Source organism: Segatella copri, from assembly GCF_003465495.1.
Classification (GTDB): domain Bacteria; phylum Bacteroidota; class Bacteroidia; order Bacteroidales; family Bacteroidaceae; genus Prevotella; species Prevotella copri_G.
Genome location: NZ_QSAV01000048.1, coordinates 1 through 25,504, shown reverse-complemented (window position 1 = coordinate 25,504; position 25,504 = coordinate 1). Strand labels below are relative to the sequence as shown.

Annotated in this window: 22 protein-coding genes; 13 read left to right on the top strand and 9 right to left on the bottom strand. The window is 44.6% G+C overall.

The window, feature by feature from the left end:
- Positions 1–81: 81 nt before the first annotated feature.
- Positions 82–1,452 (bottom strand): sodium:proton antiporter NhaD, encoded by a 1,371-nt coding sequence (gene nhaD, locus DWV53_RS12565; protein ID WP_118154471.1) that lies wholly within the window; start codon positions 1,450–1,452, stop codon positions 82–84.
- 241 nt (positions 1,453–1,693) lie between these two features.
- Here nhaD and DWV53_RS12560 point away from each other — a divergent pair, with 241 nt between their 5' ends.
- The gene (locus DWV53_RS12560) at positions 1,694–2,611 is read left to right on the top strand and encodes a hypothetical protein (protein WP_147468796.1); all 918 of its coding nucleotides are present in this window, start codon (positions 1,694–1,696) and stop codon (positions 2,609–2,611) included.
- Between the two features lie 72 nt (positions 2,612–2,683).
- Here DWV53_RS12560 and DWV53_RS12555 read toward each other — a convergent pair whose 3' ends face one another.
- Positions 2,684–3,502 (bottom strand): carboxypeptidase-like regulatory domain-containing protein, encoded by an 819-nt coding sequence (locus DWV53_RS12555; RefSeq protein WP_181992493.1) that lies wholly within the window; start codon positions 3,500–3,502, stop codon positions 2,684–2,686.
- A gap of 283 nt (positions 3,503–3,785) precedes the next feature.
- On the opposite strand from DWV53_RS12555, the gene DWV53_RS12550 reads away from it, so the two are divergent.
- Together DWV53_RS12550 and DWV53_RS12545 are read left to right on the top strand one after the other, a co-directional pair.
- Positions 3,786–6,602, top strand: a complete 2,817-nt coding sequence (locus tag DWV53_RS12550) for a TonB-dependent receptor (protein WP_118154462.1) — start codon at positions 3,786–3,788, stop codon at positions 6,600–6,602.
- Between the two features lie 43 nt (positions 6,603–6,645).
- Positions 6,646–8,175 carry a hypothetical protein gene (locus tag DWV53_RS12545; RefSeq protein ID WP_118154459.1) on the top strand — a complete coding sequence of 510 codons (1,530 nt, stop codon included), beginning with the start codon at positions 6,646–6,648 and terminating at the stop codon, positions 8,173–8,175.
- Positions 8,176–8,339: 164 nt separating this feature from the next.
- Here the strand turns inward: DWV53_RS12545 and DWV53_RS12540 are convergent, their stop codons facing one another.
- Positions 8,340–8,972 carry a nitroreductase family protein gene (locus tag DWV53_RS12540; RefSeq protein WP_118154477.1) on the bottom strand — a complete coding sequence of 211 codons (633 nt, stop codon included), beginning with the start codon at positions 8,970–8,972 and terminating at the stop codon, positions 8,340–8,342.
- Positions 8,973–9,275: 303 nt separating this feature from the next.
- On the opposite strand from DWV53_RS12540, the gene DWV53_RS12535 reads away from it, so the two are divergent.
- The 3 genes from DWV53_RS12535 (at position 9,276) to DWV53_RS12525 (ending at position 12,513) form a co-directional block, all read left to right on the top strand.
- The gene (locus tag DWV53_RS12535) at positions 9,276–9,941 is read left to right on the top strand and encodes a hypothetical protein (RefSeq protein WP_118154456.1); all 666 of its coding nucleotides are present in this window, start codon (positions 9,276–9,278) and stop codon (positions 9,939–9,941) included.
- Between the two features lie 97 nt (positions 9,942–10,038).
- Positions 10,039–10,584: a nitroreductase family protein gene (locus DWV53_RS12530; protein ID WP_118154453.1), complete on the top strand. Its 546-nt coding sequence runs from the start codon at positions 10,039–10,041 to the stop codon at positions 10,582–10,584.
- Between the two features lie 12 nt (positions 10,585–10,596).
- On the top strand, positions 10,597–12,513 hold the full coding sequence (locus tag DWV53_RS12525; RefSeq protein WP_118154450.1) for a MutS-related protein: 1,917 nt from the start codon (positions 10,597–10,599) through the stop codon (positions 12,511–12,513).
- 256 nt (positions 12,514–12,769) lie between these two features.
- Here the strand turns inward: DWV53_RS12525 and DWV53_RS12520 are convergent, their stop codons facing one another.
- The 3 genes from DWV53_RS12520 to DWV53_RS12510 form a co-directional block, all read right to left on the bottom strand.
- On the bottom strand, positions 12,770–13,372 hold the full coding sequence (locus DWV53_RS12520; RefSeq protein WP_117729507.1) for a Type 1 glutamine amidotransferase-like domain-containing protein: 603 nt from the start codon (positions 13,370–13,372) through the stop codon (positions 12,770–12,772).
- 158 nt (positions 13,373–13,530) lie between these two features.
- Positions 13,531–13,995: a transcription elongation factor GreA gene (greA, locus tag DWV53_RS12515; protein ID WP_118079201.1), complete on the bottom strand. Its 465-nt coding sequence runs from the start codon at positions 13,993–13,995 to the stop codon at positions 13,531–13,533.
- A gap of 155 nt (positions 13,996–14,150) precedes the next feature.
- Entirely contained in the window at positions 14,151–15,281 is a 1,131-nt protein-coding gene (locus DWV53_RS12510; RefSeq protein ID WP_118154447.1) for a 5-methyltetrahydropteroyltriglutamate--homocysteine S-methyltransferase, read from the bottom strand.
- A 223-nt stretch (positions 15,282–15,504) separates the two neighbouring features.
- On the opposite strand from DWV53_RS12510, the gene DWV53_RS12505 reads away from it, so the two are divergent.
- The 3 genes from DWV53_RS12505 (at position 15,505) to DWV53_RS12495 (ending at position 18,316) form a co-directional block, all read left to right on the top strand.
- Positions 15,505–15,981 (top strand): Lrp/AsnC family transcriptional regulator, encoded by a 477-nt coding sequence (locus DWV53_RS12505; protein WP_022120603.1) that lies wholly within the window; start codon positions 15,505–15,507, stop codon positions 15,979–15,981.
- Positions 15,982–15,992: 11 nt separating this feature from the next.
- On the top strand, positions 15,993–16,691 hold the full coding sequence (locus DWV53_RS12500; protein ID WP_118154444.1) for a M15 family metallopeptidase: 699 nt from the start codon (positions 15,993–15,995) through the stop codon (positions 16,689–16,691).
- 458 nt (positions 16,692–17,149) lie between these two features.
- The gene (locus tag DWV53_RS12495; protein ID WP_118154441.1) at positions 17,150–18,316 is read left to right on the top strand and encodes a DUF3810 domain-containing protein; all 1,167 of its coding nucleotides are present in this window, start codon (positions 17,150–17,152) and stop codon (positions 18,314–18,316) included.
- Between the two features lie 146 nt (positions 18,317–18,462).
- On the opposite strand, the gene DWV53_RS12490 is transcribed toward DWV53_RS12495, so the two are convergent.
- Genes DWV53_RS12490 through DWV53_RS12480 form a run of 3 tightly spaced genes read right to left on the bottom strand, consistent with a single transcriptional unit; the run spans position 18,463 to position 19,968 of the window.
- On the bottom strand, positions 18,463–18,960 hold the full coding sequence (locus DWV53_RS12490) for a hypothetical protein (protein ID WP_178775872.1): 498 nt from the start codon (positions 18,958–18,960) through the stop codon (positions 18,463–18,465).
- Positions 18,961–18,993: 33 nt separating this feature from the next.
- Positions 18,994–19,380, bottom strand: a complete 387-nt coding sequence (locus DWV53_RS12485) for a hypothetical protein (protein ID WP_147468795.1) — start codon at positions 19,378–19,380, stop codon at positions 18,994–18,996.
- 48 nt (positions 19,381–19,428) lie between these two features.
- Complete coding sequence (locus DWV53_RS12480) at positions 19,429–19,968, bottom strand: RNA polymerase sigma factor (protein WP_118154435.1); 540 nt, start codon at positions 19,966–19,968, stop codon at positions 19,429–19,431.
- A 630-nt stretch (positions 19,969–20,598) separates the two neighbouring features.
- Between DWV53_RS12480 and DWV53_RS12470 the strand changes: the two genes are divergently transcribed.
- The 4 genes from DWV53_RS12470 (at position 20,599) to DWV53_RS12455 (ending at position 25,405) form a co-directional block, all read left to right on the top strand.
- Positions 20,599–20,997, top strand: coding sequence for an A1S_2505 family phage non-structural protein (locus DWV53_RS12470; RefSeq protein WP_118154474.1), 399 nt, complete (start codon positions 20,599–20,601; stop codon positions 20,995–20,997).
- Between the two features lie 22 nt (positions 20,998–21,019).
- Positions 21,020–21,832 (top strand): ADP-ribosylglycohydrolase family protein, encoded by an 813-nt coding sequence (locus DWV53_RS12465; protein WP_118154429.1) that lies wholly within the window; start codon positions 21,020–21,022, stop codon positions 21,830–21,832.
- Positions 21,833–22,767: 935 nt separating this feature from the next.
- Positions 22,768–24,861, top strand: a complete 2,094-nt coding sequence (locus DWV53_RS12460) for an outer membrane beta-barrel protein (RefSeq protein ID WP_118154426.1) — start codon at positions 22,768–22,770, stop codon at positions 24,859–24,861.
- A gap of 10 nt (positions 24,862–24,871) precedes the next feature.
- A complete protein-coding gene (locus tag DWV53_RS12455) occupies positions 24,872–25,405 on the top strand; it encodes a hypothetical protein (protein ID WP_118119471.1) in 534 nt (177 codons plus the stop codon).
- Positions 25,406–25,504: the final 99 nt, after the last annotated feature.

Sequence of the window (25,504 nt, the reverse complement as noted above, 5' to 3'; positions counted from 1 at the left end):
GCTCTATTTTGCTATTTTTTGCCTTTTTAGGCGTTCTTTTCCTATAAAAAACTTTTTCACGTAAGAGAAAACTATTATCCTTTAGATAGCATAAAGGAAGGTGCGGATGAACCAGTAGCAAACGATACCTGCGATGTAACCTACGAAAGCAATCCAGGAGATATGCTTCATATACCAGCCGAAGGTAATCTTCTCCAAGCCCATTACTACCACACCAGCAGCACTACCGATAATCAGCATTGAACCTCCTACACCGGCACAGTAGGCCAGCAACTGCCAGAAGACACCATCCACAGCCATATCACCAGCGGCTGCCACAGGATACATTCCCATACATCCGGCTACCAGAGGCACATTGTCAACGATACTTGAAAGCACACCGATGATACCAGTTACGAGGTAGTGGTTGCCATCGAATACGACGTTCAAGCCCTGACCCAAAGCAGTCAATACGCCAATCTCAGCCAGGCAGGATACAGCCATCAGGATACCGAGGAAGAAGAGGATGGTACTCATATCAACACGAGAAAGCAACTTGGTTACTCTCTTCTGAGTGCCCTCGGCATCAGCTCCACGATGCAAACTGCGATAGAAAACTTCGGTAGCAGTCCAGAGAACGCCCAATACCAGGAGGATTCCTACGAATGGAGGCAAGTGGGTGATACTCTTGAAGATAGGAACGAAGATCAAACCGCCTACTCCCAACCAGAACACTGCCTTGCGCTGACCTTCGGTGAAATCGCTGACCGATGCATTCTGCTGGGCAGAAACCTCAGGCATCACGAGTTCGCCCTTCAACATGGTCTGAAGGATGAGGGCTGGAATCACCATGGAAACCACAGACGGAATGAAGATTTCGGCAATAACGCCGGCTGCAGTAATCAGTCCCTTGTTCCAGAGCATGATGGTGGTAACGTCGCCGATTGGTGAGAAGGCACCACCCGAATTGGCAGCGATGATGACGAGGGATGCATAAACCATGCGATCCTTGTGGTCGGTGACGAGCTTTCGGAGAATCATGATCATCACGATACTGGTGGTCAGATTGTCGAGGATTGCAGAGAGGAAGAAGGTAAGGATAGCGATACGCCAGAGGAGCGCACGCTTCGACTTGGTCTTCATCACCTTGCGAACCCAGTTGAATCCGCCGTTCTGGTCAACGATTTCCACGATGGTCATTGCACCCATCAGGAAGAAGAGTGTTGTGGCGGTATCGCCTAGATGTTCCTGGATGATTCCGGTCACTTTCTCCACCATTCCAGCAGCACCGCCTGTATAATCAGGGTGCATCAACTGGAGATACTGCATTGGATCCACCATGTAGAGGGTCCAACAACCTACCAACATCAACAGGGCTATCGCTGCCTTGTTTACCTTAGTCAAGCTTTCGGTAGCTATGAGTGCATAGCCGAGCACGAAAACGACAATAATAGAAATTGTAAGTGTAGTCATTACCTTTTATTTATTATTAGATATTCTTTTTTCCTTTATGTATGATTTGGTACTCACAATTGCCAAACGGCTGCAAAGATACAAAAAGAAAAGCAATAACCACACGATTCCTTATTATAATTGTATGTAATCGTTTACTTACTTACGGTTTTAACCTGATAATAACAGATTTTCTTTGCGCATCTAACTGATTATTCTTACTTTTGCACATCATTAAGTAGTTTTTTAAAGCATCATCAATATGAAACATCATCATTATATGAAATATCTGTTTGTGCTTCTCCTTTTCCTCCCAACTTGCCTCATGGCACAGAACAAGGAAGAGAAGATGCCTGGGCCTATCACAAAAATACAGAAACTGGAGGATGTGAACGTAACAGGGAACCGTCCTCACTTCATCAGACTCAAGGGATATTATCGCAGTTACCAGACCAACGACTCTGTAATGAAATACTTCAACGACGGCATCGTGGAGTATTACATCAACCTGAAGAATGGAAAGACGGATCTCAATGCCTATTCCAAAAGAAATCTTCACAACAGCCGACTCGTTTCCGAAGACAAAAAGCGAGCATTCATGGTCAGCGACAAAGGAACCTTCCGACCTTGGCCGGAAGAGAAGACACTTATTGAGCAATATCGAAAGAAATATCAGCTGAAAGATTCACTGGGCTCTCAACTCGTCCTGCTCAATCAGCAGACAATAGGCAGTATTCAAACGGACAGCAGCCGGAACATCTGTCAGATAGAAATCAACCAGCTTCCTACCTACAAGAATCTGACACACCAGCTTTTCGGTTATACCCAGACAGATATCTACGACCATGTGGTGGAAACCTACCAGATAAGTCCTGAAGATTACTATTCCTTCAAGGACCTGCTCTTCCAGAAATCTGACAACAGCTATCTTTTCTCTCATAAGAAAGACAAGCAGCAGCAACTCATCCATGTGATTACCGAACTATATATCACGGAAAAGGAGTATGTAGAAAAGAAGCAATCCATCAAACCGGATTCTTCTACTCCCAAAGAATCAGCTGCCGCCATTACCGATTTCTGCATCAGAAACAAGATACCTTCCTTGCCTGAAGCAACAGAGCAGGAGATGCAGCAGTTGACTCCCTATAATCCTGCAAACATGAAAGAGATAAAGGAGTAAAAACAGGCAAAATGCATAAAGTTCCAAACACATCGTTCCCCCATACGAACAGAAAAGTAAGCGTGTGGGGGATTACTGAAGATGCTTTGCAGATATACCATAAAGAGAAACGCCCAAGGTTACTGGCAAATTCTTTTTTCTATCTGTACACAGATTTCTCACACAGCCCTTCTTGAAATAAGCAGGAAAATGAATTTCGCCATTACCGCTACTTGCCATAACAGCTACACCTATATAATATTTATGATTGCGCTCCAGCTTCAACGGTTCTTCTATCCAAACAGATAAATCCTTCTTATCAGAAATTTCAGATAATCGGACGTACAAAGGTCGATGCTGTACAGGCACAAAAACAGTTCCCTTTACTTCATAAATGATTAAACGAATTGTGCATGAAGCAAAAGTACATTTTTGCACTCGCAATTTGGCTGTTTTCACATAATAGTCTTTATTTACAACAAATAAGGGTCCCGTTTCATATTTCGTGTTTCTAACGTTATGAAATGCAACATCACCTGGTGCCCGAACTCCCTTTCCAAGAATACTTTCCTGCTTTTTACCGGAAACGACTGTTATATCTGACAAATCACAAGTCTTTTCTTTCAACGTAAGTTGCAGCGAAGTCTTTTTGCTATATACATCATAAGGAATTTTATTAGTCTGATAACTGATATGACTAATCACAAGTTCCTGTTTCATACCATCGGGCACCACCAGAGAGAATTTTCCTTCCTTGTCAGATACCGCATATATACTATCTACATATACGCTAGCGAATTCAACGTTCTTACCAAATTCATCTACAATATGTCCTTTTATAGTCTTATTTGCAGCAATACATGCCAAAGAAAAGAACTCGCAGACAATCAGAAAAAATATAAATCTCCTCATATTCATAGCTTTAAAATTTTATGTTTATATGTATAGCATCGTCCCCCCAATTCTGATATAATCTCAGAATTAGACTTTGCCTCTATACCATATTCCGTAATCATGATGCAAATATAGTTATTTCTTTATTTATCGCCAAATACAGGGTTAAATGTTTAAACTTTTTTAGTTGTTGCAGCCGTAACACCTTTGTCGCAGCTTCGTCAATGCCTTTCAACTTCATTGCAACCATGGTGTAATAATGCTGCCGTACCTTTGCAACCGAAATCAAACGATATAGGTTATGAATGCTAAAAGGGGAATTATTGTATTAGGATTGCTCTCAGCGGCTAGCATGCCAACGTGGGCGCAACAGATTAAGGGTGTGGTTATCGACCAGAAATCGAAAGAGACACTCATCGGTGCAGTCATCACTGTGGATGGAACCAACGTGAAGGCTATCACCAACATCGACGGAAACTTCCAAATTGATGGATTGGATAAAGAAAAGACATATACACTATATATTAATTATGTAGGATATAAGACTCAAAAAATTGACGGGGTTCAGGCGAAGGACGCAGACCAGGTGATTGCGCTGCAACCTGATGAACAGCAGCTGAAGGAGGTGACCGTTACCGCAGTGGAAAGGCGTAATACGGATGCGGCAATGATACAGGTGGCCAAAAACAGTCCCGTCATCGTGAGCAATGTTTCGGCACAGGAAATATCCAGAACTCAGGATACGAATGCGGGTGAGGTAATACGCCGAGTGCCAGGCGTGAGCCTCATCGATGATAAATTCGTGATGGTTCGTGGTTTGTCGCAGCGTTATAACAATGTGTGGGTGAACGGAGGAGCAGTGCCTAGTTCTGAGGCTGATTCCAGGGCATTCTCCTTCGATATCATCCCAAGTTCGCAGATTGACAACCTCACCATTGTGAAGTCGCCAACGGCTGAATATCCCGCTGATTACTCAGGCGGTTTCATCATCGTCAACACCAAGGAGATTCCGGCAGAAAACAGTTTCAACATCGCCGTGGGCGGAAACTGGAATACATCTTCTGCCTTCAAGGACTTTTCTTACTCAAAAGGTTCCGGAACCGATTTCCTAGGGTTCGACAATGGCTTGAGAAACCTGAATGGGGGCATCCATGCTACCTTGAATCCACAGCTCGATGCCAACGGAAAACCGGTGGGCGATTATGCTACTTCGCTCCTGGGCAACGGATTCAACAATGATTGGCTCATCAAGAACAAGAAGCCTTTGGGCGACTTGAAACTGGCGGCCAGCCTGAACCAGCGCTGGATGCTCGGCGGAAGAACACTCGGCATGCTCGCTGCCTTGAACTATACCAACGAATATCGCACCTACGAGAACATGGAGAACAACCTCTATGGCATCTATGATGCGGCAAACGACAAGCCGAACTATCTCCGTCACTCTGTTGACGACCAGTATAACAATAACGTGAGACTCGGAGCAATGCTCAACTTCACCTTCCTTTCCAAGGACGGCAATCACAAGTATCAGCTCAAGAACATCTTCAACCAGTTGGCTACCAGCCGATATACCTGGCGTGATGGCGTGAGTGCCCAGTCGAACCTGGAGCGAAGCGCAGAGTATTACTACCGCAGTAGAACAACATATAACGGTCAGCTTACCGGCAAGCACACCTTCACTAGCGACGCCCTTGACTGGAGCATCGGGTATGCGTATGCCAACCGCCATTTGCCTGACCGTCGTAGATACCTCATCGACGATGCTCTTGAATCGGGCGTTTATGCCCTGAGCACCGGCAACGACATATCCCGCGAGTGGACCCAACTCGACGAACACATTCTCTCACTTGGTGTAAATGACAAGCACCACTTCAAGTTTGGCAACTTTGAGCCAGACTTGCAAGTGGGTGCCTATGGGGAGTATCGCAGCCGAGAATACCAGACCCGCAATTTCATCTACAACTGGAATGTTTCAGCTAACAACATGCCATCCGGCTTCCGCCACAGCCATATCCCTACCCTGCTCTCCAGCGAGGCAAACATGGGTTACGACAAGCTGTATCTTCTGGAGGAAAAGCAGATGCGCAATAACTACCGCGGACACAACACCTTAGGCGCCGGATACCTGGCGATGTCTCTCCCCTTTGGCAAACTCGGCATCCACGCCGGTGTCCGCTTCGAGCATAATGATATGGAACTCATCTCCAATTCCCGTGACTACGAGAAGAGTGAATCGAGCCGTCATTACAAGACAGATGATGTTTTTCCATCTCTCAATACAACATATAAGATCAGCGACCAGCACCAAGTGCGACTGTCGTATGGCCGCAGCATTAACCGTCCGGAATTCCGTGAAGTATCGTCGTCAGTGTATTACGACTTCGACCTTGCCAGCAATGTGCAGGGAAACACTGAGTTGAAGAACTGTTATGTCGATAACCTCGACCTGCGATATGAGTGGTATCCATCCCGTGGAGAGCTCATTTCGCTGGCAGTCTTCTACAAGCACTTCGATTCTCCTATCGAGTGGACCTACACGGTGGCAGGCGGCACAGACTTGATTTATTCCTACAAGAATGCGAAGAGTGCCAACAACTATGGTGTGGAACTGGATATCAGAAAGAATCTCGGATTCATAGGAATGAAGGATTTCAGCTGGTCGTTTAATGGTGCCCTCATCAAGAGCAAGGTACAGTTTGAGAAGGGTTCGAAAGAGGAAGACAGACCGATGCAGGGTCAGTCGCCATATCTTATCAACACCGGCATCTTCTATAAGAATGAGCCATTGAAGATGGATATCGCCCTGCTCTACAACCGCATAGGCAAGCGAATCATCGGTGTGGGCAGAAGCGAAGGAAGCACAGGCGATGACTCCAATTCCCGAGTGCCTCACAGCTACGAGATGCCTCGCAACACCATCGACTTCTCGCTGGCAAAGAAATTCGGAGACCATCTGGAGCTGAAGCTCAATGTAAGAGATCTTCTTGCAGAAAAGATATATTACAAGCAGTTTGCTGATGTAACGTATAGCGACGGAAGCAAGAAGAAAGTAGAAGAGATAGCAAGATGCTACAAGCCGGGCAGAAACATCGGTTTGCAGGCAATCTATAAATTTTAAATAATAAGAATAATTAGATGTTTGTTTAATAAAACGAGAAACAATGATGAACAAGATGTATTTCTATGGATGCATGGGCATCCTCGCAGCATCTGCCATGTTGAGCAGTTGCAGCAGTGACAATGACGATCCAACTCCTTCTCCAAATCCAGGACCAGAAGTAGTTTACAAGTGGACAACCAATGGCGGCTTGAAGGCTTGCGACCACATTCTCTTCGGAACAGATGACAAGGAAAACGCCAATGGTACACAGATTGGTAACGGCGACCAGGAGTTCGTCTTCACAGGCAAGCAGACTTTGAAGAAAGGCACTTATCTCCTCAAGGGATGGGTATATATTGCAGATGGTGCTGAACTTACCATCGAACCGGGAACTATCATCAAGGGCGACAAGCAGACCAAGGCGACACTCATCGCAGAGCGTGGCGGCAAGCTCATCGCCAAGGGTACAGCCACAGAGCCTATCGTCTTTACATCTGAAGAGGCTGCCGGCAGCAGAAAGCCTGGCGACTGGGGTGGCATCATTCTCTGCGGCAAAGCTAAGAACAACCAAACTGAGCAGCAGATAGAGGGTGGTCCTCGTACCAAGCATGGCGGCGCAGATGATGCCGATAATTCTGGTACTTTAAGCTATGTACGCATCGAGTTTGCCGGTTATCCATTCCAGAAGGATAAGGAAATCAATGGTTTGACTCTTGGTTCTGTAGGTTCAGGCACAGAGATTGACCACGTTCAGGTATCTTATTCTAATGATGATTCCTTCGAGTGGTTTGGTGGTACCGTTAACTGCAAATATCTCGTAGCCTACAAGGGCTGGGATGATGATTTCGATACCGATAATGGTTTCTCAGGAAAGGTGCAGTATGGTCTTTCTCTGCGCGACAGCAAGATAGCCGATACCTCTCAGAGCAACGGTTTCGAGAGCGACAACTGCGCCGATGGTGCTACCGTGGCCCCTCGTACCAAGGCAACCTTCTCTAACATCACCTTCGTAGGTCCTAAGGTATTGGATTCTAAGTTCCAGAACACCACAGATTATATTACTGCCGGAGCATACAATCCAAACAACGGTTCAGCTCTCGGCAAGTTCCAGTCAGCCATGCAGATTCGCCGTTCTTCTAACCTAAACTGCATCAACTCAGTAGCCTTAGGCTGGCCTATCGGTTTGATTGTTGATGGTGAGAAGGGTGAAACCGTGAAGAATGCCAAGGAAGGCAAATTCAAGCTTCAGAATGTATATTTCGCAGGTATGGATGCCGTTGGTACTGATGCCAACAAGAAGTATGAGGATTACCTCTATGATGCAGCCAACAAGAAGGATCTCGACAAGAATCAGAAGTCATACAGCAATACCTTCTTCTTCTCAGAGCCAAGCAACAAGTATTTTGACAGTTGGGTTTCATTGGTTGGCGCAGACGGTTATACTCCTATCGCCGGCAGTCCGTTGCTTGGTGCCGCAAGTTTCGCCGGCTGGACAGGTTTCGACACCGTAACCTACATCGGAGCCTTCGATGGCAGCAACAACTGGATGAGCGGTTGGACCAACTTTGACCCTCAGAATGCAAAGTACTAGAAAAAGATTAGTACCGGAATAAGAATTAGAATCGCTAATTTCTATTTTGACTATAAGGCTTTCTTTTATTGGAGCATGGCGCAGTGATTTGCGCCATGCTTTTTTTGTTGGGTTATGGAGGGAAACGTTGATGTCCTGAAACAGGACATCAACCTTCATTTATCTTAATCCATGAACTTTATCATGTCCTGGCGTCTTGGCTTTGCCTCCGGCGATTCGTCAGGATAACCCAGGGCGATGCAGTAGAGCAGCTTATAATTCTTAGAGAATGCCATGCGGTCGAGGTAAGGCTTGGCCGACGGAGAATCCAGTATCCAACGGGCAGAACTGCCCAGGCAGCAGGAACCGATGCCCCTTGACCATGCTGCAAGAATGATGTTCTCGCCAAGCAAGCCGCAATCAATCTGCGCCATATCATAAGTAGTATCGTAGGCGATGCAAACCACGCATGGAGCATTCACAAAGATGTTCTTGAAGCCCTTGCGCTCTGCTATCTTAGGATTATCCTTTACCACGGCTTGGGTGATTGAATCGATGAGAGCAGGAGAATCTATCACTCTGATTTCGTACGACTGCAGGTTCTGCCCGTTTGGCGCATGGATGCCGCATTTCAGAATCTCGTTCAGGGTATCGCGGCTGATGACGGAATCCTTGTAAGCACGGATGCTTCTGCGACTCATCATCAAATCGGTTACCACACTTGCAGAGTCAACGCTGGTCATTGCCTCCGGCTGTCTGTTCTCATTGCAGGCAGTCAACATCAGTGCAGCTGCCAATCCTAAAAATATCTTCTTCATATTATTCACTGTATGATTAAACTTCATATTATTCATTGTATGATTAAACCTATATTTCAATTAGTATATACCCATGTAGCGTTATTAGTACATACCGTGCAAAGATAGCAACAAACATTGATATCCAAGAAGATACGTTATGATTTTTAAGAGTTTTTATCGGTCTCTCTGCCATTCTTTTAACAAGTATATATCATAGCCAAACATTTTCCACCTATTTTGCTAGAATTTTCCAAAAACTTCGTATCTTTGCAATGGCTTTATGCAAGATAAGCTGTTTATAAAATCATCAAACGTAGAATTATGGAAAGAAAAAGTTATTCTATAGATATAAATCGCATTGCACAATATGCCATGTATGCATATTGCATTTTCGCATTGTTTTCGCTGGCATTTTCTGTTTGCGGACAAGCGGGCTTATCCTTCAGAACAAGTCCCATCCTGATTCCAATAAGTCCCATCCTGGTTACCATCAAGCAACTGGTCTTGCAGCTCGCCCCTATAGCTTTATGGGGAATATTCCGCTACACGCTACCGGCAGGCGTAAAATTGCTACGACGCTGCAGCGAGTTGATGGTACTTTACTATGTGCTCTCATTCATCCTGGGCCAATGCTTCAATCTTCATCTCGTAACGATGATGCAGAACGGACAGATTACCCAAATGGCTTCCATACTCACCTGGACAAAAAGCACGATGGGTCTGATTTCCGTCATCGCCTCCCTGATAGCCGGCTGCCATCTGTACAGCAAGCACAGAGGTAACATGCGCAAACTGGGCTTAGCCCTTATCCTGGTTTTCATGGTATGGCTGATATGCTCGAATCTACTCCCTGTAGCAGTGTTTTATCTGGCAGGTAACACCCAGCAGGCAGCCTTCACCAGCGTGAATATCATCAGTATGATAACAACGACATCGGCATATATATACGCTTACTACATGATGTATCGGGCGATAAAAACGAAATAATTTGGTGATGCGGCGTTTTTTTCGTATCTTTGCCGCAAAATATGCGGCGTTTTTTGATCAATAATGCCGCAAGAGAAAAAATCAGAAATGCTACAAAATGATGGAAAAGAATCAGATTTTTGAAAATATTATGAGCCGTACATCGGTGAGAAGTTATACAGACATGCCTGTAGAGCCTGAGAAGGTGGAGATGATGCTGCGTGCCGGCATGGCGGCTCCATCGGCTTGTAACAAGCAGCCTTGGCATTTTGTGGTTATCAACGACCGGGAGATTCTCGACCAGATACCACAGTTCAGTCCTTATGCCAGCATGGTGAAACAGGCACCGCTCGCTATCGTGGTTTGCGGATGCCTGGACAAGACGCTGGAAGGCATCGAGCAGGAGTTCTGGATTCAAGACTGCTCGGCAGCCACGGAGAACATCCTGCTGATGGCTCACAGCTTGGGACTTGGCGGAGTATGGACAGCCCTCTATCCCCTGAAAGAACGGTATGAGGGAATGCAGCAACTGCTGCATCTGCCCAAGACGATGATTCCGCTCAACACCCTCATCATCGGATATCCGAAGAATCAGGCGGAAGCAAAGGATAAGTGGAAAGAGGAGAATGTATCCTATAATAAATGGATGGAGAAAAATTCATAATAAAGAAAAAGTATGAATATCAAGGAGAATTATCAACAATATGTAAGCCGATACGCTTCTGAGGTGGCTGCCCTGAAGCGTAAGAATACGGGATTTATAACGGGCGAGCTGCTGGCTTTTGGCGGCATCCTCGCCTTTCTGATCTGCTATTTCGCATTGGATGGAGATACGCAGAACTATCTGATGGGGGCGGCGCTGTGCCTGATTGCCTATCTGGGAATCAGACGACTTGACGACAAGAACAAGGAGAAGATAGAGCATCTTTCGGCTTTGCTCAAGGTTTATCAGGACGAAATCAAGGCTTTGGAGGGCGATTTCTCGCCTTTCGAAACGGGCGATTGCTATCAGAATCCGCAGCATCCTTATTCCTTCGACCTCGATGTCTTCGGCAAGAGTTCGCTGTTCAACCGCATCTGCCGAACCATCACATCGGGCGGTTCGGAGGCACTCGCCAGGAATCTTACACGGGAAACGCCTTTGAGCCTGGAAGATATCAAAAGAAGAAGAGATTTGCAGAAGGAATTGGCTGGAGAAGGCGAAAACTGGCGAATGGAGTTCCTGGCGCTTGGCGAAAAAAACAGAAGCCAAACTGCGGATGGCAAGATGATGAATGGCAAGATGAAGAAGATTGATTCTGCTGCGGTGGTGGATGCGATGCAGAAGGTTTCAATGATGGAGGTGCCGGCATGGTTTGGGGCTCCGATTTCGCTCGTTATCGGATGGCTGCTGATTATCGGAGTCATCGGTTCCGTGATTTTATCGATATGCGATATGGTTTCGGTGGATTTCGCCTTGTGGTGGGTGTTGGTTCAATACATGGTGGTGTTCTTCGTCTGCAAGCAGACACTTGATAAGATAGACAGCAACGGCGGCAAGCTTCGACATCAGCTCATCGCCTATGCTCAGATACTTCAGCTTATCAACAGGCGCAATTTCCATAGCGAATCAGGCAAGGAGATGCAGAAATCCCTGGCAGATGCCCTGCCTTCCTTTGCCCAACTGGAAAAGATATTGAAGGGGTATGACAGAAGAGGCAACTTCCTGGGTCTTTTCTTCACCGATGCCTTCATGCTGAGCGATTTCTTCCTGGTTCGCAGTTTTCTGAAATGGAAGAATACCTATATGATGAAGATGGAGGAATGGATGCATATCATCAGCGAGATGGATGCGATGGTTTCGATGGCGGATTTCAGATATAATCACCCAGAGGCAGAAGAGGCGGAATTTGTTTCGGGAAGTCCGGAAGCAGATACAGATAGCGATGTTTCTGAAAATGCAGGTATCGGAAGTCCGGAAATCGTGTTCGAGGGTAAGAATCTCTATCATCCTTTCCTGGGTGCCAAGGCGGTGAAGAACGATTTCACCATCAAGGATGACAACTATTATATCATCACCGGAGCCAACATGGCGGGAAAGAGTACCTTCCTGCGTTCGCTGGGCGTGAACTATATCCTGGCAATGGCGGGTATGCCGGTGTTTGCGGATCAGCTGAAGATTTCACGTTTCAGATTGTTCTCGAGTATGAGAACCACCGATGATTTGACGCATGGCATCTCTTATTTCAATGCCGAATTGATTAGATTGGAGGAACTTCTGAAATTCTGCAAGGAAAGCGCAGAGGGCAATAAGGAGCCACTCCGAACGCTGATTATTCTGGATGAGATTCTGAAGGGAACGAATTCGTTGGATAAGCTGAATGGTTCGAGAAAGTTCCTCGAAGCCATTGCCAAACAGCCGGTGAGCGGCATCATCGCTACCCACGATCTGGAACTTTCAAAGATGGAGAATGAAGCATCTGGAAAATTCCACAACTATTGTTTCGAGATAGATTTGGGCACAGATGTTACCTATACTTATAAGATACAGAAGGGCGTGGCAAGAAACCAAAATGCCACCTTCTTACTGAATAAGATTCTGGAGAAATATTAGAATAGAATTAATAAAAGCACTACAATAAGATTTATAAAACTCCCTTTTTACAAAAGTGTGTCTGATGCATACTAACTCATAATTATACGAAACACCACACTTTTATTCATTTTCTATTCATTTCCGGCTAATGGGTATTCATTTTTAATCTAAGTTATCATGCAATTTATTAGAATGGAATTTTTGAAAGAGCCAGCACCTTGAATGGGCTGACTCTTTCAATGTCACTTGTAATTGACAAACTGGAATTTTCAAATTAGTCTTTGCAAATAACCTTTGAATCTTCACCATCAATTACAATTCCCTGACGGTTGTTAATTGGGCATAGATTCAAATCCGAAAACTCAGTCATTATTTTCTCGGTAACTTTCTTAAATGGTGCTGTAAGATAATGCGGAAGAACATAGAAATCAATCAAATCAATCCCTGCATCATCTTCTTGGGAGTAGTCCTCCGGCTTTTCATCCATTTGCTCGATATATTGGATGCTTGGAGCGCATATAATTGCGCCTGCCGACTCGCCGATCATCAATTTTCCATTTGCCAATTCCTTTTTCAGCAGTCCATCAGTTCCCGTTTTACGGAGCTGGTCCATAAGAAAGAAAGAATTTCCGCCGGTAAAATATATCACATCTGCTTCTTCAAAAACAGACTGTATCATTGAATAAGCCTCCGTTGAAATATCAATTTCAGTTACGATCGCTCCCAACTTTTTGAATAATTTTCGAGCCGAGCCGACATAACCGGTGTAGCCTTCACGCAGTGAAGCTGTTGGAATAAATGCGACTTTCTTATTTTCAATTTCTTCCTTTATCAGACTTCCTACACTTGAAAAGTGCGAACATAAAAATAATTTCATCAATATTCTCCTTTATAAATTTCGATTTGTATAACAGTAGTCTAACACACGTTGTTTAAAAATACTACAGCCAAGCCAATGTAAATAGGGACTTATAAAAAAAGGAAGAGGGTGTGTCAAAAGTCCAAGAAACACCCTCTTTCCTTTTAAATAATACATTATAACTCAACGCTATCCAGGCGGAATTTCAGCAAACCGGCTGGTACCTTTACCATTACCTCATCACCAGCCTTCTTTCCCAGAAGGGCCTTGGCGATAGGCGACTTGATAGAGATTTTTCCACTATGCAAATCAGCCTCGTGAGGATTTACTATGGTATAATTCATGCTGCACTTGTTGGCGAGATTGGTAATTTTAATCTTGCTCAACAAGCCAACAGTATCGCTCTTCAATCGAGACTTGTCGATGACACGGGCATTCTCCAAGACCTTCTGTTTGAAGCTGATGCGGCTCAACAGCTTGCCCTGCTCACGCTTGGCTGCATGATACTCGAAATTCTCACTGAGGTCGCCCTTGTCGCGGGCCTCAGCTATCGCATCGCGAACGGCTGGCAACTCTACGTTAACCATGTGTTGAAGTTCGGCCACGAGCTCATCGTAACCTTCCTGAGACATATATTCCATTTTCTCTGATAATCTTAATGAATGATGTATTTATTTTTCGGGGTGCAAAGTTACTAGTAATTCATGAAAACACCAAACATTTTTGATAAAAAGTAAATAAAAAAGAGAAGATGTGCAGCCATGACAGACAACACATCTTCTCCTTGAATATATCATTATCCCCAAACTTCCTCGGAAATCTCTCTCACCAGATCTATCTTTGCCCACTGCTCAGCATCGGTCAGTTTATTACCAATCTCGCAAGAGGCGAAGCCGCATTGAGGGCTGAGGCTTAAGCGATTGAGAGGAATATACTTGGCAGCTTCGTGGATTCTGGCGATGACCGTAGCCTTATCCTCCAGCACAGGAGATTTGGAGGTTACCAAACCCAGAACCACCTTCTTGCCATCAGCCACATACTTCAACGGCTCGAAACCACCCGAACGCTCATCGTCATACTCCAGATAGAAGGTATCTACATCTTCATGAGCGAAGAGATAAGGAGCCACGGCATCGTAGGCACCCTTGGTGGCATAGCAGGAATGATAATTGCCACGGCATACGTGGGTGTTGATGGTCAAGTCCTCCGGTTTGCCCTCGATGGCAAGATTGTTCACCTTCAGATATTGCAGGGCTTCCTGCTCAAGGGTGAAACCTGTGCCCACCTTAGCCTTCCAGTAATCGCTATCCACAATCATTCCCCAGGTGCAGTCATCCAGCTGGACGGTACGGCAACCGGCTGCATAAATCTCCTGGAAGAAGGTGCGGTAAGCCTGGGCAATATCCTCAATCAGCTGGGTGGTGTTAGGATAGAACTTGCGGGTATTCTCGGCATTCTTGCCACGGAACAGTTCGGCAAGAAACTGTGCCGGAGCAGGAACCGTCTGCTTTGCCTCGAAGATATATTCGCCATTGGCATCCAACTCCTCAAACTGCTTTACAAAAAGGAAATCCCTGATAAAAGGATGATTCTCGCCGGTAATCTTACCGGTCAGTTGGATAGAACCCTTGGTTGTCTCCTCGCCATGAAACTGGTAGCCATGCTCCAGTTCGATATGCTCCACGCCATTGAATCCCCACATAAAGTCGAGATGCCAATAGCTGCGGCGGAACTCGCCATCGGTGATATAAGGCAGGCGATGCGCCTTCTGCTGACTGATGACCTCAGTAATCAGTCGGTCTTCTACGGCGCGAAGGTCGGTGGCAGAAATCTTGCCATCAGCAAACTTAGCTCTCGCTTCCTTCAACTCTGCAGGGCGCAAATAGCTGCCCACTGCCTCAAAATGTATATTTCTTACGTTGCTCATATTTTTATCTCCTTATTATTATTTGATGTGAATGACTCTTTATCCTGTCATTACCGATGAATGACGCTTTGCATCCGGAATTGCGAGTGCAAAGGTAAGAAGAAGAATTTTATTTGCCAAATATTCTCCGTAATTCAGAAAAATATACTATCTTTGCAGCGAATTAAGCAATTCAGCAGAATATTATTCTGCAAAAATGAATAAAATCAGTAATAAAGAAACAATGACAACAGAAGAAAAACTTGATGAAACAGACATCAGAATACTGAAGTTACTGCAGCAGAACTCCCGACTCACCGTAAAGGAACTTGCTGCAAGAGTACACCTCTCCCCTTCTCCAACCTTCGAGCGGCAGAAGCGGCTGGAACGTGAGGGATACATCCAGCGATATGGAGCCATCGTAGACCATCACAAGTTGGGGCACAACGTAATCGTGCTCTGCAATATCCGGCTCAAGCAGCACACCCACGATTTGATTCAGCAATTCATGGATACCGTGCAGGCCATCGACCAGATAACGGAGTGCTACAACACCACCGGCGATTATGACTTCCAGATCAAGGTATATGCCCGGGATATGAAAGCCTATCAGGACTTTATGCTCAACACGCTGGGAAACATCGACTGCATAGGAAGTCTGCACAGCATCATCGTGATTGGTGAAATCAAGGATTCGCATTATATACCCGTAGCAAAATAAGGAGAAACGTGATGAAAGCAAAAAATATATTGATGATATGCCTGTTTATTTCCGGACTTTTCTGCCTCCCATCCAAGGCACAGCAGCCTGGAGAAAACGTCAGTTCTCAAACCATCAGGAAACTGGGCGAGAAGCATTTCTTCTCCATCTCCACTATTCCTGATGATATCTTCCGCCTGATGCAGGGCAAGACATACAAGAAGAACTGTACCGTGGCAAGAAGCGAACTGAGATACATAAGATGCCTGCACGTAGACAAGGACGGCAGAAACATCGTAGGAGAGATGGTGGTGAACAGGGCGATAGCCACAGATGTGCTCGATATTCTGAAAAAGCTCTACGAGGCAAAATATCCGATAGAACGGATGAGACTCATTGACTACTGGGATGCCGACGATGAAAGGGCGATGAGAGCCAACAACTCCTCCTGTTTCAACTTCCGCTTCATCTCACATACCCATACGGTATCGAAGCACGGAAGGGGACTGGCCGTAGACATCAACACCCTCTACAATCCTTACCACAAACGACTGAAGAACGGCAAGGAAGTGGTGGAACCTGCCACCGCCCGCCCCTATCTGGACCGCAGCAAGAACCACGCTTATATGATAAAGAAAGGCGACCTCTGCTACCGGCTTTTCAAGGCAAAAGGATTCAGATGGGGAGGTGACTGGAAACACAGCAAAGATTACCAGCACTTCGAAAAATAGAAACGCAGGAAAGAACAGCCAGCAAGGAAAGGACATAAAAAAAGACTATGCCTATGTTACATCATTTCTTTAGTAACTATGGCATAGTCTTTTATTATCCTAACGATCTTTTTTATATGTAACACTAATTTAATTCACCTGTTACAGCCTTTTTATAATACATTGTAACTAGCTGTACCAGACAGAATTATATTCTCTACGTTCATCGTCCTCATTATAGAGGTTCTCATATTCAAGGTTCATAGCCTCGAATGATTCCAGTGTCTGTTTCATAATAACTCCTCCTCTATTTATTAAGTTCAACTTTTAATATGGCAAAATTAGTAAAAAAACAGAATTCTTGTGTCAATATTTCAGAAAACTTTTGTATTTTTGCACCATCTCTGCACATCAGGGGCAAAAAGTGCAAAAAAACAGCTCTGTTCTAGAGCCATGCAAGATAAAAAACAAGAAACAAGATGAAGATATTACATACTTTACGACTCGACAGAATGAAGTGGCGCCACTGGGTACTGCTGCTGTTGCTCATCCTCGTCACCCTTACCAAGATGATTCCTCTCTGGGGAGTTATCTACACCTACCGTGTTTATCCCGTTATCGGCAGCCTTCTTTCGCCCATCTCAGGCATCTTTCCCTTTGCCGTGGGCGATATTTTCATAGCTCTCAGCATCGCCTGGGTCATCCTCTATCCTATCTACGAGATTGGATTACGGAAGAAACTCGCCCGTCGGTTTATCTTTCTTGCTGCCAAGAGCGGCGGCTATCCGAAGAAAAAGGCGGTTTTCGGGAGGGTAATTGAATATCTGCTGTGGGTATATGTATGGTTTTATGCAGCTTGGGGACTGAACTATTCGCAGCCCGTTATCTATTATAGAGTAGGCATGCAGCCTGCTGAGGTTTCGGAAGAGAAGTTCCGAAAATTTGCCTACCAGTATGCTGACAGCCTCAACCTTTTGAGTGAAGAACGGAGAGGGAAGAGGGCAAAAATCAATTGTATTGTGGATGATAAACTGAAGAATCGGGTGCGGGATGCGGTTCTGAAGGAATATAACAAGATAGGCTATCGGGAGGGCATCAATCCGCCTTTCAACCAGCATCCGCATGCCAAGACGATGGTGTTTACGCCCCTCAGTTCGATGTCGGGTGTAACCGGCAGCATGGGACCATTCTTCTGCGAATTTACGCTGAACGGCGATATTCTTGCACACGATTATCCGGCTACCTATGCCCATGAGTTTGCTCATTTCCTGGGCATTGCCAACGAAGGAGAGGCGAATTTCTACAGTTATCTCGTCTGTACGGCATCACAGGATAAGGCGTTGAAATTCAGCGGATATTACCACATTCTGCCCCATGTATTATATAATGTATTCGACATTCTCGGCGAAAAGGAAGGTGAGAAATATCTGAAATATATCCGTCCTGAGATAATCAGGCTGCTGAAAAGCGACCGCCGATACTGGCAGGGCAAAAGATGCAAGGCACTGGATGCTGCCCAGGATTTCTTCTTCGAACTCTATCTGAGAGGCAACCATGTAGAAGGCGGCAGAAAGAGCTATGCCGGCGTCATCGGTCTGATTCTGGCTTGGGAGAACAAGCAGGAAAAATCTCTTAAGAAAAGATGATAGAAATAATTACATGAGAAAGAAAAGACGATTGGCGCACGCTCCTGCACCAATCGTCGTTCGCATATATTTGAATATAGAAAGTAATCTTTTTTCCTTGTATAAGAGGACTAATATATTATTACGCTAAACATTTCTGCCGTTTTTTACTTCTGCTGTGCAGGTCCATGCATTCTTCTCGGACCTGGTCTTCCATCCTTACCCATTCCCTTGCGCGGACCTTTCTGGGCAAAGCGCTTCATCATCTGTCGCTCCAGTTCGTAAACACGCTGAATCTGCTGCTGGCTCAGGAACTGTGAATACTTCTTGTAGTATTTCTGACGGATGTTGAGAATCTTCTCGCTCATCTCGAAACGCTGCTTGATTTCCTGTTCGGTCTGAGCATCCGTTTTCATTTCGCCCTTCTTGTGATGAGGGCGAGGACCTAAAGCCCATACCTCTTTCTGACAATCAGTATAGGTCTCGATAAACTTAGCGTTGGTCTTTTCATCAAGCCCCAAATTACGAGAGATGTACTGAGCCTGCTTTTCTGCCAACTGTTCACGACTGAGGCGCTGCTTCTGGTTAGGCGCCTGTGCACATACACTTGTAGTAACCGTCATCATGGCGATGACCATCATTAAAATACCCAAAATTCGTTTCATAACTCTATCATTTTAAATTATTATTGAATCCGTTTAATTGTTGAGGAACACATCCTCCTGATATACAGAGAGAAGATAAGCCTGATCGGCAGAAGACAGCTGTGCGAAAGCCTGATCTACCTCCTGTATTCCGTTATTCACCTGTGAAGGTTGAGAAGAAGAGGCTGAGAAATCGATGTTGAGTACCAGGAGTACTGCCACCGATGCTGCCACAGCTATTGCAGCCGTCCAAATCACCTTCCTCAGAGATCGTTTCTTCGGCTGTATACTGACAGGTGCCGGTTTGTCATTCTTCACCTGCTCCAGGATATTGGCTTCCATCTCCTTGAAGAATCCTTCTGGCGTAGAATAAGGCATCCGCTTACCCACCTTACCGAAGTCAAACTTCCCGGTTTTGTTGAAATCAAAATTTGTATCCATATTCTTTTCCATTTTGAATAACCATTTAAAAACCCACAGAACTCTCACTTAATCGTTCGAATTCATGTACTTGATAATTTTCTCCTTGGCAACATGATAGCTTGCCTTGATACTGGCTGGCGTGGAATCAGCGACCTTCGCTATTTCGTCGAACCCGAGTTCATCGTAATATCTCATATTGAATGCCAGCTGCTGCTTAGGCGGAAGCGAGAGAATCGCTTTCTGCAGTTTTACTGCCACCTTATCATCGAAGTCGATATAATTATCTGCTGGGATGAGACTGACGCCCGTTGAATCTGATTCCAGAGAAACTTCTTCCTGTTTCCGTTTGCTGATGAGCCGCAGGGCCTCGTTGGTAGCGATGCGGTAAATCCAACTTCTCAGTGAGCAGTCGCCCCGATATTGATTGAACGAGCGATAGATTCTCACAAAAGTTTCCTGCGAAGCATCCTGTGCATCATCATGCGAAACCACCAATCGGCGTATATGCCAGTAAACCGGTTCCTGATACTTCATCATCAGCATTCTGAATCCGTTCTCCGGACATTCCTTCAGCGTATCCACTATGCCTTTGTCATTTACACTCATATTCGTTTATTTTCATGAACGTTACGATTATATGACCTTCCAAAATGGGAAAAGTAAAAAGCGGGATGCATTTTTTCGATACCTGCTTAATTTTTCCTCCTCTTTTCTCTTTTAATATCATAGAGAAGAGAAAAAGGAGCTATTTCTCCGCTTTCTCAAAGAAAAAGTATATATTTGCAAACGGATTGCGGATATCAAAAAGATATATCGATATGAAGAAAGAAAAGAATTTTTCAGAAACTGATTTTCACCGACAACCAGTTTGAGCACGATCTTTACCAGACGATAGAAGACATCGGCAATTTCTATTATGGCAGAGACAGCAAGAACAGCATCATTCTGAAGATGCTCTATATAGAGGGATTCAGGGGCAAGGACGTAGCCGCTCAGTTGGGCATATCTCATTCTGCCGTTACCCAGCGTTGTCAGAAGATGATGCACGATGTAGTGATTCCTTATTTCAAGAGATACTTCGATGCATCGGAATACGGAAGCTACCTGTCGTTCGCGGAGGAAGACACCTGTATCGAAAGTGCTCCGAAGATGTCGATGCCGAGAATGATGTCCGAATACATGCGCTGCGAGGAAGCGACTGATAACAGCAATAACATATTTAATAATAAGAAGAATATGGAAAATATGAAGAAGGGAAGAATCACTCCTAGCTGGATTGATTCATTAAAAGAGAACGAGATTTTTGTGTTTGGCAGCAATCTGGCTGGCATGCATGGTGGTGGAGCAGCCCGCATTGCCCGCCTGCATTTCGGTGCCGTCATGGGCAAGGGTGTTGGTTTGCAAGGCCAGAGTTACGCCATCCCAACGATGCAGGGCGGCGTAGAAACCATCCGTCCATACGTGGATGATTTCATCGCCTATGCCAAGCATCATCAAGAGCTTCATTTCCTGGTAACCCCAATAGGTTGCGGCATCGCCGGCTTCGAAGCCGAAGACATCGCCCCATTGTTCGAGAAGGCAAAGGAGATGAAGAACATCAGTCTGCCGGAGAGTTTCTGGAAGGTGATAGAGTAAAGTTATAGATAATTAGCAGTTTATGTTAGGAGCAATGATAGGAGATATTGCTGGCTCAAAATATGAGTTCAACAATACGTTTGATTATGATTTCGAGATGTTCGGCGAGGGATGCGACTTCACCGATGATACAATTTGCACGGTAGCGATAGCTGATGCGATATTGAACGGACGAAGCTATCAGGAAAGCCTGCTGGATTGGTGCCGCCGCTATCCTTCTCCAAAAGGAGCGTATGGCGGAAGATTCGCGGGGTGGATTCGTTCTCTTGATCCGCAGCCATACAATAGTTTTGGCAATGGTTCGGCAATGCGAGTATCGCCGGTGGCTTGGCTATTCGATGACCTGTCGCAGGTTTTGGAAGAGGCCGAGAAAACGGCTCTTCCTACTCATAACCACCCCGAAGGAATCAAGGGAGCCAAAGCCGTGGCTCATGCCATCTGGCATTTCCGCAAGAGCAGATTCTCAGAAGAATCTAAGGAATGTAAAGATAAGAATTCTAAAGAATCTGATGATAAGGCAATGAAAGCCTTCAAGGATATCGCCCGCAGCTATTACGAGGATTTCGATACCCGAGATTATCCGAAAGGCAAATTCGATGAAACCTGCATGGATGCCGTGCCATTATCTTTCAATCTCCTCTCGCAAGCCTCATCCTTCGAAGATGCTATCCGCCTCGCCATATCTCATGGCGGCGATAGCGATACCATCGGAGCCATCGTTGGCAGTATCGCCGAAGCCCGATTCGGTATTCCGCAAGATATGAAAGAGAAGGCAATCTCTTATCTTCCGGATGATATGAGAGAAATATCGGCTAGAATAAAGTGTTGCCACTAGGCTCAGCAAAGCTGCTGACTGCAGTCAGCAGACCTGCCGACTAGGCTCGGCAGACCTGCAGAGCCTAGTGACAACTGCTGAGAAGGTATCTTCTGGAACCCGAGAAGTAATGTCTTTCAACTCACGAAGACGCTTGCATCAACCTATAGAGTTGACTCCTTTATCCCATCGAACCGACTCCGTCATCCAGTAGAACCAACTCATTCTGCTAAATCAACCCTATCTACAACCTTCTCCAGGCAGTTAATCGCTTTGATACTGCTTATCAGAAATCGTGGTCACAATAGCACTCAGCTTCTGCATTTTCTCCTCATTTATTTCCTGCACATAAAAGTTTTTTGTGAAAAAGTATCAAAGTATCATTATTTAGAGAAAATAACATTATAAACATCTGATACATTGCGACATACAAAAATGAGACTTTCGAAATATTTTACAGAAAAGTATCATTCTTGTATATTATTATATACCAGCTATTTATACCATTACTTAGCCCAAAAGATGATACTTTGAGACTTTTTTCATAAAAATTCTGCTAAAATCTTCTGAATAGCTTAAAATGAGCGATTTATGAGTGTCTTTCCTCAATAGAGGTAATGACTTGGCAATAGTTTTAACTTCTACATTCTACATAAGTTTGCCTTGCTTGCCAAACAACTCTTTTCGGATGCAAAGTTAAACCTAAAATCTGAAAAACGACACTTTTTGCTTTGTTTTTATAGATTATTAATTTTGGGTTGGAAGTGTGCTTATTCCAAATGTAGCAACACATTGTCTATGCAGCATAGATAAATTTCATATACGGCATTAAAAGTAAGAGAAATGTTAAATGTCGTCCTCATTCCTACAATACAAAGCAAAACGTTCTCGTTTATGGATTTTTTTTCGTACTTTTGAAAGTTATAGAAAGAGAATGTAGATTAGAAAGGTAAAATATGGACAATAAAGTATTCCTTTTAGGATTATTTCTGCTTTCAGTTGCTAACGTGAAAGCTCAAACTCAGACGCAGAATGATTCGCTCACAATGGAGAACATGATGCACAACCTTCCCGAAATAATGGTCAAAGGTTCGCGCCCTATCGTCAAGGCTGAGCGAGGTATGTTATCCTATAACATGCCGTTACTCATGAAGCAACTACCTGCCGACAATGCCTATGAGGCTCTTACACGTATTCCTGGTGTTAGTGATGCTGATGGTGGCATCAAGTTTTCCGGCAACGAGGTGACGCTTATCATCAACGGACAGGCGACCACTTTAACGCAAGAACAGCTTGCAGACAGATTGAAAGCGATGCCTGCTGCACAGTTGGCTAAAGCAGAGGTGATGCTTGCTGCTCCTGCACGTTATCATGTTCGTGGCATGGCTATAAATATCGTCACGAAAGATTATGCAGGGAAAAATCAGTTGTCGGGACAGATAAATGGAGGATTACAGCAAAACAAATATTCCAGAGAGTTTGGAGATTTCTATCTTTCCATGCAGAGGGGCAAATTTGGAATGGATGCACAATATCAATTTATTAACGGCAATTCATATGGTGAATCTTCACGCATAGCCAACCATCCATTGGATAACGGGCGTATTCACTACAACGATGAAACGTGGCAGAAATCATTTGGTATTGCTCATGACTACCGACTTGGTATGAATTATGCATTTAGCAAGAACCATCGACTTGACATTGCCTATACGGGAAAATGGCAAAAGTCTTGCTCCAACAATCACACTACAGGTTCAAGTGTAAGCGGAATGCATTACGACACTCATGTGTATCTGCACAATGTTGATGTAAACTACTCACTTCCTTTTGGACTTAACATTAGTGGTTCGTACACTAACTATCGTACCCCTCAACAACAAAAACTTGACGGTACGATGTATGCAGATGAAAATACGACAGAAACGGAACGCAACCTTACAAGTGGCAGTGAACAGACTATCAGCAAATGGATGTTCGCAGCCGACCAAAACCATTCTTTTACACATGGTTGGGGATTGTCGTATGGTGTAAAGGGACAATTCACAAGCAACAAGAGTTATCAGAACACCATTGACAAAGAGGGTAACATTCTGCCTAATGCAACAAGCAGTGTGGACATCAACGAACGTATTTGGAATATATACGCAGGTTTCAGCAAACAGATAAACAAGGCAATTAGTCTTGAAGTATCCGCAGCAGCCGAACAATACCATTCACCGATATGGGACAAATGGCGCATATATCCGTCACTCAATGCCCTGTGGAATATCAACGAGAACCATTTACTCAACTTGTCATTCAGTTCCAATTCTGAATTTCCGAGCTATTGGTCAACAATGAGCAGTGTATTTTACTCATCGGCATATACCGAGATACATGGCAATCCTGATTTGAAACCATACTCTTATTACAATGTCAACCTTATGTGGCAGATTAAAAGACGTTATACGCTGATGGCTTTTGCAAGTCTGAAACCTGATTATTCTGTGCAGTTACCGTACCAACCAACAGACCGTATGGCGGTAATATTGAAGGAAACCAACTTCAACTATGAGAATAGCTTTGGATTGCAAGCCTCTGCAATATTCGGTGCTGGCAAATGGCTCAACGGTAATGTGTTTGCTGTAGGAATCTATAAACATGCCAAAAGTGACCATTTCTTCGATTTGCCATTCAACCGCAAGAAGCTGACGGCAGCACTTGGAGGTACTGCATCTATAAAACTTTGCAGCACACAAGACTTACGCCTTATACTCAACCCTTTCTTTCAGTCAAAAGTAATACAAGGTGTTTATGATGTAAGTCCTATCTTTAGAATGAATGCCAAGTTACAATGGACTTCACATGATGGGAAATGGGGATTGCGCATAAATGGCAGCAACATCTTCAACAACAAGGCAGACACTCGTTCCGTACAAGGTAATCAAGATTACCGTATGAAAATTAACAACAATTGGGCTACTGCTACTTTTGCTGTTATTTATAAGTTCGGTGGCTATAAAGAAAAAAAAGTAAAAGCAGTTGATACATCAAGAATGGGACACTAAGCCGCATGATATGAAACAAAAACTAATTGGTAGAATTAGCATGGATAACATCCATGAGCTATGCTTTCTCACCCAAGGCGAAGAGAACAATCACCGAAAGGAAGAACTCTATCGGCTCACTTTCGATGAGGACAACCGAGTAGCATTCAATGCACTGCATGTTCTATCAAATTTCGACTTAGCCAATAATGAGTGGCTTTATTGCAAACATGACGAGCTGATTGACCGAGTGATGAAGGAAGAGCATGTTGGGAAACGCCGTCTAATGCTCAATCTTCTCTTACGCCAACCGTTTGAAGAAGAATTCCTCCGCTCGGATTTCATAGACTTCTGTGTAAGCAAGATTACCGCTTGCGCTCAACCCTATGCTATACGAGCCTATTGCATGAAGCTTGCTTATGGGCAAATGAAGTATTATCCCGAACTTCTCAGCGAGTTAAAGATGGCATTGGACATGTTGGAACAAGAGACCCTATCCCCAGGATTAGCTTCCGCAAAAAGGCAGATATTGATGAAAATAAAAAGGAAGCATTCTTTGTCTTAATGTAGCATTTCCGCAAAGAATAGTCTTGTTTCTGTATGTTTGCCATTCGATATACTGCTTACAGTTGGTACACTCACTTTCTGCGACCATCGGGAGCAA

Excerpts from the sequence above, each read along its gene's own strand:
- nhaD (WP_118154471.1), bottom strand. The coding sequence starts at position 1,452 with ATGACTACACTTACAATTTCTATTATTGTCGTTTTCGTGCTCGGCTAT.
- DWV53_RS12560 (WP_147468796.1), top strand. The coding sequence starts at position 1,694 with ATGAAACATCATCATTATATGAAATATCTGTTTGTGCTTCTCCTTTTC.
- DWV53_RS12555 (WP_181992493.1), bottom strand. The coding sequence starts at position 3,502 with ATGAGGAGATTTATATTTTTTCTGATTGTCTGCGAGTTCTTTTCTTTG.
- DWV53_RS12550 (WP_118154462.1), top strand. The coding sequence starts at position 3,786 with ATGAATGCTAAAAGGGGAATTATTGTATTAGGATTGCTCTCAGCGGCT.
- DWV53_RS12545 (WP_118154459.1), top strand. The coding sequence starts at position 6,646 with ATGATGAACAAGATGTATTTCTATGGATGCATGGGCATCCTCGCAGCA.
- DWV53_RS12540 (WP_118154477.1), bottom strand. The coding sequence starts at position 8,972 with ATGAAGAAGATATTTTTAGGATTGGCAGCTGCACTGATGTTGACTGCC.
- DWV53_RS12535 (WP_118154456.1), top strand. The coding sequence starts at position 9,276 with ATGGAAAGAAAAAGTTATTCTATAGATATAAATCGCATTGCACAATAT.
- DWV53_RS12530 (WP_118154453.1), top strand. The coding sequence starts at position 10,039 with ATGATGGAAAAGAATCAGATTTTTGAAAATATTATGAGCCGTACATCG.
- DWV53_RS12525 (WP_118154450.1), top strand. The coding sequence starts at position 10,597 with ATGAATATCAAGGAGAATTATCAACAATATGTAAGCCGATACGCTTCT.
- DWV53_RS12520 (WP_117729507.1), bottom strand. The coding sequence starts at position 13,372 with ATGAAATTATTTTTATGTTCGCACTTTTCAAGTGTAGGAAGTCTGATA.
- greA (WP_118079201.1), bottom strand. The coding sequence starts at position 13,995 with ATGGAATATATGTCTCAGGAAGGTTACGATGAGCTCGTGGCCGAACTT.
- DWV53_RS12510 (WP_118154447.1), bottom strand. The coding sequence starts at position 15,281 with ATGAGCAACGTAAGAAATATACATTTTGAGGCAGTGGGCAGCTATTTG.
- DWV53_RS12505 (WP_022120603.1), top strand. The coding sequence starts at position 15,505 with ATGACAACAGAAGAAAAACTTGATGAAACAGACATCAGAATACTGAAG.
- DWV53_RS12500 (WP_118154444.1), top strand. The coding sequence starts at position 15,993 with ATGAAAGCAAAAAATATATTGATGATATGCCTGTTTATTTCCGGACTT.
- DWV53_RS12495 (WP_118154441.1), top strand. The coding sequence starts at position 17,150 with ATGAAGATATTACATACTTTACGACTCGACAGAATGAAGTGGCGCCAC.
- DWV53_RS12490 (WP_178775872.1), bottom strand. The coding sequence starts at position 18,960 with ATGAAACGAATTTTGGGTATTTTAATGATGGTCATCGCCATGATGACG.
- DWV53_RS12485 (WP_147468795.1), bottom strand. The coding sequence starts at position 19,380 with ATGGATACAAATTTTGATTTCAACAAAACCGGGAAGTTTGACTTCGGT.
- DWV53_RS12480 (WP_118154435.1), bottom strand. The coding sequence starts at position 19,968 with ATGAGTGTAAATGACAAAGGCATAGTGGATACGCTGAAGGAATGTCCG.
- DWV53_RS12470 (WP_118154474.1), top strand. The coding sequence starts at position 20,599 with ATGGAAAATATGAAGAAGGGAAGAATCACTCCTAGCTGGATTGATTCA.
- DWV53_RS12465 (WP_118154429.1), top strand. The coding sequence starts at position 21,020 with ATGTTAGGAGCAATGATAGGAGATATTGCTGGCTCAAAATATGAGTTC.
- DWV53_RS12460 (WP_118154426.1), top strand. The coding sequence starts at position 22,768 with ATGGACAATAAAGTATTCCTTTTAGGATTATTTCTGCTTTCAGTTGCT.
- DWV53_RS12455 (WP_118119471.1), top strand. The coding sequence starts at position 24,872 with ATGAAACAAAAACTAATTGGTAGAATTAGCATGGATAACATCCATGAG.